We start from the raw sequence: 11,718 nt of genomic DNA, 5'->3' as shown, positions 1-11,718 counted from the left end.
TAAATCCGATCCGACTTGATCTAAATCGGGTCCTGGCAGGACACTAGGTGCCATGATGGTTCCAGTGGCGGTGCCGCCTCATGGCGCACCGCCCTGCCGACAGCCCACACCCAGGAGATTCCCAACATGACCAATATCGTGCTCGCCACCGACGGCTCGGCCTTCAGCGACGCCGCGGCTCGTTTTATCGCCGAAGGCAAGCTGCTGCAGAGCGGCTTCACCGTGCATGTCGTGCATGTGGCGCCGGAAGTGAGCGGCCAGGTGCGCGCCTTTGTCAGCAAGGAAACCATCGACGACTGGCACAAGGAGGCCAGCGACAAGGCCATGGCGGCGGTCTGCGACATCCTGTCCGCAGCCAAGGTGCCATTCGAGCGGCACCCGCTGCACGGCTTCGCGCCGGAGCGCATCGTCGCCTGTGCGCGCTCGGTCGACGCCGCGGCCATCGTGATGGGCACGCATGGCCGGGGTTCGTTCTTCGATGCGGTGATCGGTTCAGTCGCGGGCCGCGTGCTGGCGCAGGCCGAGTGCCCGGTGCTGCTGGTCAAGGCGCCGGAAAAGAAGGGTTGAGCAAAGTAGCGGAATACCGGCGCCCTGGCGGCGCCGTCCGGTAGACCTCAGGCGCCCCACAGGGGCGCTTCGTCCATCAGCGCCACCTGTTCGCGCAGCTCCAGGATGCGGTCCTGCCAGTAGCGCGCGGTGCCGAACCACGGGAACGCGGCCGGAAAGGCCGGGTCGGCCCAGCGGCTGGCCAGCCAGGCGCTGTAGTGCAGCAGCCGCAGCGTGCGCAGCGCTTCCACCAGCCACAGTTCGCGCGGCTGGAATTCGGAGAAGTCTTCATAGCCGGCAACGATGTCGGCCAGCTGGTCCTGCATGGCCGCGCGGTCGCCCTCGAGCAGCATCCAGATGTCCTGGATCGCCGGCGCCATGCGGCTGTCGTCGAAATCCACGAAGTGCGGGCCCGGCGCGCCATGGGTGCCGCCGCGCGCGTCGTCCTCGTCAATCCACAGCACATTGCCGCGATGGCAGTCGCCATGGGTGCGCAGCAGGCGCACCTCGCCGGCGCGCTCATAGCAGCGGCGCACGCCGTCCAGCGCCAGGTCCGTCACCGATTGCCACGCGGGCAGCAGGTCGGCGGGAATGCAGCCGCTGGCGAGCAGCCAGTCGCGCGGGGCAACGCCGAAGGTTTCCAGATCCAGTGCCGGGCGGGCCTGGTAGGGCTGCGTCGCCCCCAGCGCGTGGATGCGGCCGATAAAGCGGCCGAGCCAGGTCAGCGTATCGGAACGGTCCAGCGCGGGCTCGCGGCCGCCGCAGCGGGGGAATACCGCGAAGCGGAAGCCGGCGTGATGCAGCAGCGTGCCAGACTCGCCCGGTGCCAGCACCATGGCCGGCACGGCCGGGATCTCGGCATCGGCCAGCTGCTGCACAAAGGCGTGTTCTTCCAGGATGGCCGCGTCGGTCCAGCGGCCCGGACGGTAGAACTTGGCGATGACGGGCGGGGCATCCTCGATGCCCAGCTGCCAGACGCGGTTCTCATAGCTGTTGAGCGCCAGCAGGCGCCCGTCGGGGCGCAGGCCGGCGCCTTCCAGCGCGTCCAGCATCAGCTCCGGCGTCAGGCCGGCGTAGGGAACGCCGGGGTCGGCCGGGGCGTCGGACGCGTGCATGGTGTCAGCCCTGATCCGCTCAGCGCGCCGGCTTGCGGTTGCCGCCGAGCAGCGCGGCCTGCGGCGCCGGACGGCGATTGCGCGCCGGTGCCGGTGCCGCGTCGTGCGGCTGGCGTGCGGGTTGCGCCGCGGTCCGCTGCTGGCGCGCCGGCTCCTGGCCGTCGCGGCGCGGTGCGGGATTGCGCGCGCCACCGGCGGGCTGGCCGCCACGGTTGCCGTTGGCCGCGCCGTTGCCGCGCTGGCCGCCTTCGGCAGCGCGCGTGCGCGGCTGGCCGCCCTGGGCTTGCCGCGGCGCAGCCTGCGCTTCGCGCGCCGGGCGCTGGCGCTGGGCGCCCTCGCCTTCGTTGCCGGCCGGACGCGCCTGGGCGCGTCCGCGGCCCTGGCTTTGTCCTTGCCCCTGGCCACCACCGCCACGCTGTTGGCGGCCTTTCTGGATCGGCTCGGGCGCGATGCTCGGGTCGACCTCGAAGCCCGGCAGCACGGTCTGTTCGAGCTTGCGCTTGATCAGGCGTTCGATATCGCGCAGCAGCGCAATCTCGTCCACGCAGACCAGCGAGATCGCTTCGCCCTCGGCGCCGGCGCGGCCGGTACGGCCGATGCGGTGCACATAGTCCTCGGGCACGTTGGGCAGGTCGAAGTTGACCACGTGCGGCAGCTGGTCGATGTCGATGCCGCGCGCGGCGATATCGGTTGCCACCAGCAGCCGCAGCGTGCCCGACTTGAATTCCGACAGCGCGCGCGTGCGCGCCGACTGGCTCTTGTTGCCATGGATCGCCAGTGCCGACAGGCCGTCCTTGGTCAGCTGCTCGGCCAGGCGGTTGGCGCCGTGCTTGGTGCGCGTAAATACCAGCACCTGGTGCCAGTCATGCTGGCGCACCAGGTGGGCCAGCAGTTCACGCTTGCGCTCGCGGTCCACCGGGTAGACGCGCTGGTCCACGGTCTCGGCCGTGGTGTTGCGCCGCGCCACCTCGATCGAGGCCGGGTTGTTCAGCAGGCGGTCGGCCAGCGCGCGGATATCGTCCGAGAACGTCGCCGAGAACAGCAGGTTCTGGCGCTTGGCCGGCAGCACGTTGAGGATCTTGCGGATATCGTGGATGAAGCCCATGTCGAGCATGCGGTCGGCTTCATCGAGCACCAGCAGTTCCACCTGCGACAGGTCGATGGTGCGCTGGGACACGTGGTCCAGCAGGCGGCCGGGCGTGGCCACGACGATCTCGACGCCGCGCTTGAGCTGCTCGATCTGCGGGTTGATGCCGACGCCGCCGAACATCACCATGGAACGCAGGCGCAGGTACTTGCCGTAGTTGCGCACGCTCTCTTCGACCTGGGCGGCCAGTTCGCGCGTGGGCGTCAGCACCAGTGCGCGCACCGGCAGGCGGGCCGGACGCTGCGCGCCATTGGCGCCGCGCGCCGCGGAGTCGGACAACATCTGCAGCATCGGCAGCGTAAAGCCGGCGGTCTTGCCGGTGCCGGTCTGCGCGCCGGCGAGCAGGTCACCGCCCTTGAGAATGGCGGGGATTGCCTGGGCCTGGATGGGAGTCGGCGTGGTGTAGCCCTGTTCGGCCACGGCACGCACAATCTTGTCGGACAAGCCGAGTTCAGAAAAAGACATGTATTGCTGCTTGGGCCATCGCTGCGCACGCGGTGCGCCAAACGCCGGATGGCTCCTGGTAATCGGATCGGAATCGGAACGCGAACGCCGGGAAGCCGGCATGGCAGGGCACCGGCCCGCCCGCGAAGGAAAGAGCGGTAGTGTACCAGTCCGTGACAAGCGGGTTCTGCACCGGGCGCGGCCCCGCATGCGCGCCGGCGCACATCGGGTCTGCGCGGGTGGCGCTGCGCTATCATGACAGCCTCTGCCCGCCCCCTCTCCGGCTCCGCACCCGCGCCACATTTGCCCCGGAAAGCCGCCATGCGCTTGCGTTTCCTCGAAGACCAGGAAGTCACCCTGTTCGCGGCCATCCCGGTCGGGATCGTCGCGGCCATTGCCACCACACTGTTCAAGGAAGCGCTGGAGGGCGCCGGCGTCGTGCTGTTTTCCAGCCATGCCGACGTGGTGGCCGTATTCGCCACGCTGGCGCTGGCGTGGCGCGTGGTAATTCCGGCCGCGGGCGGCGCGCTGGCGGGCGGCCTGCTGGTGCTGGCCAATCGCCTGGCCGGCAGCCACAGCGGCGCCACCGACTACATGGAAGCGGTGGCCAACGGCAGCGGCCGCCTGCCGGTGCGGATCACCTTGCTGCGCGCGCTCTCATCGTTTTTCTCGATCGTCAGCGGCAGCTCGGTCGGCAAGGAAGGCGCGATGATCCAGCTGGCGGCGCTGTGCGGCTCGCTGTTCCCGTCGACCCGGCTGGAACGCGGCGGCGGCTCGAACATGCGCCGCATGCTGACCGCCTGCGGGGCCGCGGCCGGCCTTGCCACCGTCTATCACACCCCCTTCTCCGCCGCCGTCTTCGTTGCCGAAGTGGTGTTCGGGGCGCTCGCGGTGCAGCGCCTGATGCCGCTCTTCCTGGCTTCGGTGGCCGGCGCCATGGTCAGCCAGTGGCACGGCGGCCTGCAGCCGCTCTACCCGGGCCTGGATATCGCCCCCGACCTGCGCCCGCACATCCTGCTGGCCGCGGCGGCGCTGGGCGTGGCCGCCGGCATCGCGGGCGCGCTGTTCATGCGCGCGGCCGGCTTTGCGCGCAGCCGCTTTGCCGCCGTGCCGGGCGGGCCAGCGGCACGGCTCACGCTGGGCGGCGCGCTGGTCGGCGTGCTGGCGATGGCGGTGCCCGAGGTGGTTGGCAACGGCTATTCCACCATCCAGACCATCCTGCAGGAACAGCCGCTGAGCGTGCCGGTGGCCGGCGTGCTGCTGGCCAAGCTGGTGGCAACGGTGATCAGCATGGGCTCGGGGGCGGTCGGCGGCGTGTTCACGCCGTCGCTGTTCGTGGGGGCGGCGCTCGGGCAGTTGCTGGCCATCGGCATGCAGGGCACGGCGGCCGGTGCGGCGCCGCTGCTACCGCTGGTGGGCATGAGTGCGTTCCTGGCGGCCACTAGTCAGGCGCCGCTGATGTCGGTGCTGATGGTGTTCGAGATGACGCTGGCGCCCGCGCTGCTGCTGCCGTCGATGATCGGCGCGGTGGCGGCGTACTACACGGCGTCACGCTGCCAGACGCTGTCGCTGTACAGCGTGATCGCCGAGCGCGCGCAGGCCTCGGCCGCGGCCGAACATGCCCGCACGCTGACGCTGGCGGGCCTGTGCGACCCGACCGATACCGTGCTCGACCCGAACGCTACCCTGGCGGTGGCAGCCGACAAGTTTGCCGAGACCGGCACACGCTACCTCTATCTGGTCGAAGCAGATGGCCGCCTGCTGGGCGCGCTGTCGATCCACGCGCTGCAGCGCGCCCAGCGCGAGGGCGCCGCGGACGACGTGCTGGCGCTGGCCGAGCGTGACTTCCCCGCACTGACCCCGGATTCGCGCCTGCGCGACGCCCTGGCGGTGTTTGCCGGGCACGGCATCAACCGCATTCCGCTGGTGCGCGACAGCGCCAGCCGCGAACTGATGGGCACGGTGTCCAAGCAACGTGTGCTGCAAGAGGCATCCTGCCTGTTCTGAGCTCGCCTGCATCGCCGACCCGGCCAGGCCGCCAGCGGGGTAAAATGACGGGTTGCGCCCGTCTTTGGGCCATTCCCGCCAACGCGTCGTCCCATTTGTCGGAGTTCTCCCCCCATGCCAGCAGGTCGTGATGCGCGCCGCGAGGCGCCGGAGTCTGTCCAACCCAGGCGCGCCCGCAGGCTGCTGCCAACGCTGGCCTGCGCCGCCGCCCTGCTGCTCGGTGCGGCAAGCGCGATGGCCCAGCCGGTGCGGGTGATCCCGGACGATGCGCAGGTGGCCAGGCTCGTTATCGCCACGCCGTCTGCCGGTGCGCCCCAAACGGCCACGCTCGATGGCAAGACCGTCGGCGTGGCACCGGGCCTGCGCCTGTTCGGCACCGACAACCAGCTGCTGGCCAGCGCCGCGGTGGCCGGCCAGAAGCTGCCGGTGCGGTACAAGCTGGACCTGTACGGCCAGCTGCTGACCGCCTGGGTGCTGAGCGAGCCGGAACAGAAGGCGCTGAAGAAGAAATCGTAGTCCCCCGGAAGTGCGACCGGCGTGCCCCACGCGCCGGCCGTGTTGTTGCAACACCCTGATGCCCCCAGGTCAACCACTGAGATCGGCATATGAAGAAAGTTTTCGTCAAGACGTACGGCTGCCAGATGAACGAGTACGACTCGGGCAAGATGGTCGACGTCCTCAACGCCAGCCAGGGGCTGGAACCCACCGACAACGTCGAAGACGCCGACGTGATCCTGTTCAACACCTGCTCGGTGCGCGAGAAGGCGCAGGAGAAGGTGTTCTCGGAACTGGGCCGGATGAAGGCGCTCAAAGCCGTCAAACCCGACCTGGTGATCGGCGTGGGCGGTTGCGTGGCCAGCCAGGAAGGCGCCAGCATCGTCTCGCGCGCGCCGTATGTCGACGTGGTGTTCGGCCCGCAGACGCTGCACCGCCTGCCCGACCTGATCGCGCGCCGCCAGCGCACCGGCCAGTCGCAGGTGGACATCTCCTTCCCCGAGATCGAGAAGTTCGACCACCTGCCGCCGGCGCGCGTGGAAGGCCCGAGTGCCTTCGTCTCGATCATGGAGGGCTGCTCCAAGTACTGCAGCTATTGCGTGGTGCCCTACACCCGTGGCGAAGAAGTGTCGCGCCCGTTCGAGGACGTGCTGGCCGAAGTTGCCGGCCTGGCCGAACAGGGCGTGCGTGAAGTCACGCTGCTGGGCCAGAACGTCAACGCCTACCGCGGCAAGATGGGCGACACCACCGAGATCGCCGACTTTGCGCTGCTGATCGAGTACGTGGCCGAGATCCCCGGCATCGAGCGCATCCGCTACACCACCAGCCACCCGAAGGAATTCACCTCGCGCCTGGTCGAGCTGTACGGCCGCTGCGACAAGCTGGTCAACCACCTGCACCTGCCGGTGCAGCATGCGTCCGACCGCATCCTGATGGCGATGAAGCGCGGCTACAGCGTGCTGGAGTACAAGAGCATCATCCGCAAGCTGCGCGTGCTGCGCCCGGACATGTCGATGTCGTCGGACTTTATCGTGGGCTTTCCCGGTGAGACCGATGCCGACTTCGAGAAGCTGATGGCGATGATCGAAGAGATCGGCTACGACACCTCGTTCTCGTTCATCTTCAGCCCGCGCCCGGGCACGCCCGCTGCCAACCTGCACGACGACACCCCGCACGAGGTCAAGCTGCGCCGGCTGCAGCGCCTGCAGGCCACTATCGAGGAAAACGTGCAGCGCATCAGCCAGAACATGGTCGGCACGGTGCAGCGCATCCTGGTGGAAGGCCCTGCGCGCAAGGATCCGACCGAGCTGCACGGCCGCACCGAGAACAACCGCGTGGTCAACTTCGCGCTGCCGGGCGTGCCCCAGGCAGGCCGCGACCGGCTGGTCGGCCAACTGGTCGACGTGAGCATCACGCAGGCGTTCCCGCACTCGCTGCGCGGCGAGATCGTGGTTCGGCAGTAACCAGGCACTATCCAGCGAGGCCATCGCCAACTGATGAAAGTCCCATCCGCAGAATTCGTCGCCCCCAAGGACGACAACACCCGGCTGCAGAACCTGTGCGGGCCGCTCGACGAAAACCTGCGCCAGATCGAGCAGGCGCTGGACGTGAACATCCAGCGTCGCGGCCACCGCATGACGGTGCGCGGCGGCAACGCGCAGGATGCGGCAACGGCGCTGGAGCGCTTCTACAACCAGGCGCGTACGCCGCTGTCGATCGACGACGTGCAGCTGGGCCTGGTGGAAACGCGCCAGCTGTCCGCGCATGGCAGCTACCTGCCTGGCAACGGCGGCGATGTCGAGGATCGCGAGATCGGCGACGAATCGCCGGTGCTGCACACGCGCCGCACCGGCCTGCAGGGCCGCACCGTGGCGCAGCGCGACTACCTGCGCAATATCCTGTCGCACGACCTGACCATGGGCATCGGCCCGGCCGGCACCGGCAAGACCTACCTGGCGGTGGCGTGCGCGGTCGATGCGCTGGAGCGCGATGCGGTCAAGCGCATCGTGCTGACGCGCCCGGCGGTGGAGGCCGGCGAGCGCCTGGGCTTCCTGCCCGGCGACCTGGCGCAGAAGGTCGACCCTTACCTGCGCCCGCTGTACGACGCCCTGTATGACCTGCTCGGCTTCGACCGCACGCAGAAGATGTTCGATCGGCAGATGATCGAGATCGCGCCGCTCGCCTACATGCGCGGGCGCACGCTGAACCATGCCTTCATCATCCTGGACGAGGCGCAGAACACCACCCCCGAGCAGATGAAGATGTTCCTCACACGCATCGGCTTCGGCTCGAAGGCGGTGATCACCGGCGACATCACCCAGATCGACCTGCCCCGCGGGCAGAAGAGCGGCCTGGTGGAAGCGCAGCTCGTGCTGCGCGACGTGCGCGGCATTGCCTGCACCCGCTTTACCAGCATCGACGTGGTGCGCCATCCGCTGGTGGCCCGCATCGTCGATGCCTATGACGAATACCACGCCCAGCACAAGGACGCTTAATTGAAATCCCAGAAATCCAAGTCTTCCGCCGTGAGCCTGACCCTGTTCGACGGCGACGGCCGCGCGCGCAAGAGCGCCGCGCACGCGCTGCGCGTGCAACTGCCCGACGGCCGCAGCCTGACGCTGGACCTGTCGCAGGCCGCCGACGGCGTGGTGGCGCTGCTGGCCGAGCACACCGACACCAACCAGCAGGCCGGCCTGCTGGTGCGCCCGGACAACCACGACTCGCTGTCGGTGGCCGTGACCGCCACGCCGGTGGTCACCACCACCGGCACGCCGGCCACGCCGCCGGCGCTGGAGCTGGAGGTCCAGCACGGCGACGGCGTCGGCAAGGGCGATGGCCTGCCGGCGCGCCGCAAGATCGAAACCTGGGTCAAGTCGGCACTGTATGCCGATGCCGCACTGACCATCCGCTTTGTCGGCGAGGAAGAGGGGCGCACGCTGAACCGCACCTACCGCGGCAAGGACTACGCCACCAACGTGCTGACCTTTGCCTATGCGGAAAACGAAGCCGATCCGGTCACGGGCGATATCGTGCTGTGCTGCCCGGTGGTGGAAGCCGAGGCGCGCGAGCAGCGCAAGCCGCTGGAAGCGCACTATGCGCATCTGATCGTGCACGGCGTGCTGCACGCGCAAGGCTACGAGCACGAGGAAGACGCCGAGGCCGAGGAAATGGAAGCGATCGAGACCGAGACGCTGCAGGCGCTGGGCTACGCCGATCCCTACCAGGGCGACCGCACCGCGTGATTTCCGCGTGATCCCTCTCTCACACGCGGCGCCGGTCTGGCGCCGCTTGCTGCACATCTGGCCTCAGGCCACCGCCCGCCGTCACGGGACGGTCAGGCTTTTAGTGTATCCTTCAGACGATCTCCACCACGCGCTCGCCGCGAAATGAACGACCCTTATCCCAGTTCGAAGCCCGCTTACCTGAAGCAGGCCGATCGGCCCAGATCGCTTCTCGAACGCTTGTCAGACCTGATTTCCCCTGAGCCGGACACCCGCGCGGAATTGCTCGAAGTGCTCCAGGAAGCGCATGAGCGCAACCTGATCGACGCCGACTCGCTGTCGATGATCGAGGGCGTGTTCCAGGTCTCCGAACTGACCGCGAGCGACATCATGGTGCCGCGCGCGCAGATGGATATGGTCAATATCGCGGACGCCCCGGAGGCGTTCATCCCCTTCATGCAGCAGACCGCGCACTCGCGCTTCCCGGTCTACGAAGGCAGCCGTGACAACATCATCGGCATCCTGCTGGCCAAGGACCTGCTGCGCTACTACACCGACCCCGCCTTCGACCTGCGCGAGACCCTGCGCCCGGCGGTGTTCATCCCCGAGTCCAAGCGCCTGAACATCCTGCTGCGCGACTTCCGCATCAACCGCAACCATATCGCCATGGTCGTCGACGAGTACGGCGGCGTGGCCGGCCTGGTGACGATCGAGGACGTGCTGGAGCAGATCGTGGGCGACATCGAGGATGAGTTCGACCTGGACGAAGACCAGGACAATATCCTGCCAATGCCCGACGGCAGCTGGCGCGTGCACGGCCTGACCGAGATCGCCCAGTTCAACGAGGCCTTCGGTACCGCCTTCTCCGACCACGATGTCGATACCGTGGGCGGGCTGCTGTCCAACCACGTGGGCCACGTGCCCCACCGCGGCGAGGTCATCACCCTGCCGCCGATCCGCTTCGAGGTGCTGCGCGCCGACGCGCGGCAGGTGCACCTGCTGCAGGTGCACCGCGAATCCAACGGCGACAACGCGGGCGCGGCCGGCGCATGAAGCGTTCCGCCCCGGTCCTCAACGGCGCCGCCGCTGCCGACGCCGCCCCGACAGGCGTGCCTGGCACGCGCGCGCGTTCGCGCGCAGCGACCATGGTGCGGCTGCTGCTGGCCGGCGTGCTCGGCATCGCCCATACGCAAGCCTTTGCCCCCCATGACTGGTGGTGGCTGCAGATCCTGTCGCTGGCCGGCTTGGCCGCGCTGATGGCCGACGCGCCGCGCGCGCGCCTGGCCGCCGCCACTGGCTATGCCTTCGGGCTGGGCTGGTTCCTGTCCGGCATCTGGTGGCTCTATATCAGCATGCACGTCTACGGCGAGATGCCGGCGTGGATGGCCGCGCTGGCGGTGGTGCTGTTCTCGGGCTTCCTGTCGCTCTACCCGGCGCTGGCCGGCGCGCTGTGGCATCGGCTGACGGCGCGCCTGCCGGGGGCCACGCTGCTGGCGCCGCTGGCCTTCGGCGCTGCCTGGGGTCTCGCCGAATGGCTGCGCGGCGTGGTGTTTACCGGCTTCCCCTGGCTGTCGGGCGGGTATGCCCATGCCGATGGCCCGCTGGCCGGCTTCGCGCCGCTCGTTGGCGTGTACGGCATCGGCGCCCTGGCCGCCGCGGTGGCGGCACTGCTGGCGGCTGCCGTACGCGGACTGGGCCGCGGTGAACGCGGCCGGGCGCTGGGCGCGCTGGCACTGGCACTGGCCCTGCCCGCTGCGGGCGCAGCGCTGGCGCCGCTGGCCTGGACCACGCCCGCCGGCAAGCCGCTGTCGGTGCGGCTGCTGCAAGGCAACGTGGCCCAGGACATCAAGTTCGAGCCCGCCGGCATCCAGCGCTCGATCGAGTTGTACCGCGACATGATCACCGCCGCGCCGGCCGACCTGGTGGTCACGCCGGAAACCGCGTTCCCGGTCATCCTGCAAGAGCTGCCGGTCGACGTGGCCGTGGCGGTGCGCGACTACGCGCTGGCCAGCGGCACTACGGTGCTGTTCGGCGCCGCCGGCGCCGACTCCCCGGTGGACTTCACCAACAGCGTCTTCGGCCTGGGCCCCGAGACCGAACGCCTGTACCGCTACAACAAGCACCACCTGGTGCCGTTCGGCGAATTTATCCCGCTGGGGTTCCGCTGGTTCGTCGACATGATGAAGATGCCGCTGGGCGACTTCCGCCGCGGCGGGCTCGACCAGGCCTCGCTGCCGGTGCGCGGCGTGCGCGTGGCGCCCAATATCTGCTACGAGGATCTGTTCGGCGAGGAAATCGCGCAGACGCTGCGCCAGCAGCCGGCGCCGGCCAATGTCCTGGCCAACCTGACCAACCTGGCGTGGTTCGGCGACACCATCGCGCTGGACCAGCATTTGCAGATCTCGCGCATGCGCGCGCTGGAAACGCGCCGGCCGATGCTGCGCTCGACCAATACCGGCATGACCGCGGTGGTACGCCCGGATGGCTCGGTGCAGCAACGCCTGCCGACCTTCACGGTCGGCACGCTGGCGGCCGAGGTGCAGGGCATGCAGGGGCTGACGCCCTATATCCGCTGGGGGAACGCGCCGGTGCTGGCGCTGTTTGCGCTGGTGCTGGGGATGGCTGCCTGGCGTGCGCGCAAGCTGCGCGGCACAAGCTGAAGGCACAGGCAGAAGCAGGCACCGGACGCGGCGGGATCGCTGCCGCCGTCCGGCGCTTGATTGCGGTGCCGGTTGTGGCACCT

The 11,718-nt window shown here is 69.1% G+C and carries 10 protein-coding genes; 8 read left to right on the top strand and 2 right to left on the bottom strand.

Features of this window, described 5'->3' with window-relative positions; all coding sequences use genetic code 11:
- Nucleotides 1–126: 126 nt before the first annotated feature.
- Nucleotides 127–567, top strand: a complete 441-nt coding sequence (locus KB879_RS03045) for a universal stress protein (RefSeq protein WP_018313685.1) — start codon at nucleotides 127–129, stop codon at nucleotides 565–567.
- Between the two features lie 47 nt (nucleotides 568–614).
- Here the strand turns inward: KB879_RS03045 and KB879_RS03040 are convergent, their stop codons facing one another.
- Together KB879_RS03040 and KB879_RS03035 are read right to left on the bottom strand one after the other, a co-directional pair.
- Nucleotides 615–1,661, bottom strand: coding sequence for a serine/threonine protein kinase (locus KB879_RS03040; protein ID WP_013955611.1), 1,047 nt, complete (start codon nucleotides 1,659–1,661; stop codon nucleotides 615–617).
- Between the two features lie 19 nt (nucleotides 1,662–1,680).
- The gene (locus KB879_RS03035; RefSeq protein ID WP_153953247.1) at nucleotides 1,681–3,273 is read right to left on the bottom strand and encodes a DEAD/DEAH box helicase; all 1,593 of its coding nucleotides are present in this window, start codon (nucleotides 3,271–3,273) and stop codon (nucleotides 1,681–1,683) included.
- Nucleotides 3,274–3,573: 300 nt separating this feature from the next.
- Between KB879_RS03035 and KB879_RS03030 the strand changes: the two genes are divergently transcribed.
- From KB879_RS03030 to lnt, 7 genes are all read left to right on the top strand, one after another.
- Complete coding sequence (locus KB879_RS03030; protein ID WP_211980728.1) at nucleotides 3,574–5,259, top strand: ClcB-like voltage-gated chloride channel protein; 1,686 nt, start codon at nucleotides 3,574–3,576, stop codon at nucleotides 5,257–5,259.
- A 114-nt stretch (nucleotides 5,260–5,373) separates the two neighbouring features.
- A complete protein-coding gene (locus tag KB879_RS03025; RefSeq protein ID WP_211980727.1) occupies nucleotides 5,374–5,775 on the top strand; it encodes a hypothetical protein in 402 nt (133 codons plus the stop codon).
- Nucleotides 5,776–5,864: 89 nt separating this feature from the next.
- Nucleotides 5,865–7,217 carry a tRNA (N6-isopentenyl adenosine(37)-C2)-methylthiotransferase MiaB gene (miaB, locus tag KB879_RS03020; protein WP_013955607.1) on the top strand — a complete coding sequence of 451 codons (1,353 nt, stop codon included), beginning with the start codon at nucleotides 5,865–5,867 and terminating at the stop codon, nucleotides 7,215–7,217.
- A 33-nt stretch (nucleotides 7,218–7,250) separates the two neighbouring features.
- The gene (locus KB879_RS03015) at nucleotides 7,251–8,249 is read left to right on the top strand and encodes a PhoH family protein (protein WP_013955606.1); all 999 of its coding nucleotides are present in this window, start codon (nucleotides 7,251–7,253) and stop codon (nucleotides 8,247–8,249) included.
- Nucleotides 8,250–8,996 (top strand): rRNA maturation RNase YbeY, encoded by a 747-nt coding sequence (gene ybeY / locus KB879_RS03010; protein WP_211980726.1) that lies wholly within the window; start codon nucleotides 8,250–8,252, stop codon nucleotides 8,994–8,996.
- A 144-nt stretch (nucleotides 8,997–9,140) separates the two neighbouring features.
- Nucleotides 9,141–10,028, top strand: coding sequence for an HlyC/CorC family transporter (locus KB879_RS03005; protein WP_035824582.1), 888 nt, complete (start codon nucleotides 9,141–9,143; stop codon nucleotides 10,026–10,028).
- A complete protein-coding gene (gene lnt / locus KB879_RS03000) occupies nucleotides 10,025–11,635 on the top strand; it encodes an apolipoprotein N-acyltransferase (protein WP_211980725.1) in 1,611 nt (536 codons plus the stop codon). Before KB879_RS03005 ends, lnt begins: the two co-directional genes overlap by 4 nt.
- Nucleotides 11,636–11,718 lie beyond the last annotated feature (83 nt).

The sequence above is a fragment of the Cupriavidus sp. KK10 genome, assembly GCF_018223725.1.
Taxonomy (GTDB): Bacteria; Pseudomonadota; Gammaproteobacteria; order Burkholderiales; family Burkholderiaceae; genus Cupriavidus; species Cupriavidus necator.
This window is presented reverse-complemented; position numbering and strand designations above follow the sequence as displayed.

Bases quoted from the DNA above. Each gene is read 5' to 3' on its own strand.
- KB879_RS03045 (WP_018313685.1), top strand. From the start codon at position 127: ATGACCAATATCGTGCTCGCCACCGACGGCTCGGCCTTCAGCGACGCC.
- KB879_RS03005 (WP_035824582.1), top strand. From the start codon at position 9,141: ATGAACGACCCTTATCCCAGTTCGAAGCCCGCTTACCTGAAGCAGGCC.
- KB879_RS03035 (WP_153953247.1), bottom strand. From the start codon at position 3,273: ATGTCTTTTTCTGAACTCGGCTTGTCCGACAAGATTGTGCGTGCCGTG.
- miaB (WP_013955607.1), top strand. From the start codon at position 5,865: ATGAAGAAAGTTTTCGTCAAGACGTACGGCTGCCAGATGAACGAGTAC.
- KB879_RS03030 (WP_211980728.1), top strand. From the start codon at position 3,574: ATGCGCTTGCGTTTCCTCGAAGACCAGGAAGTCACCCTGTTCGCGGCC.
- lnt (WP_211980725.1), top strand. From the start codon at position 10,025: ATGAAGCGTTCCGCCCCGGTCCTCAACGGCGCCGCCGCTGCCGACGCC.
- KB879_RS03040 (WP_013955611.1), bottom strand. From the start codon at position 1,661: ATGCACGCGTCCGACGCCCCGGCCGACCCCGGCGTTCCCTACGCCGGC.
- KB879_RS03025 (WP_211980727.1), top strand. From the start codon at position 5,374: ATGCCAGCAGGTCGTGATGCGCGCCGCGAGGCGCCGGAGTCTGTCCAA.
- KB879_RS03015 (WP_013955606.1), top strand. From the start codon at position 7,251: ATGAAAGTCCCATCCGCAGAATTCGTCGCCCCCAAGGACGACAACACC.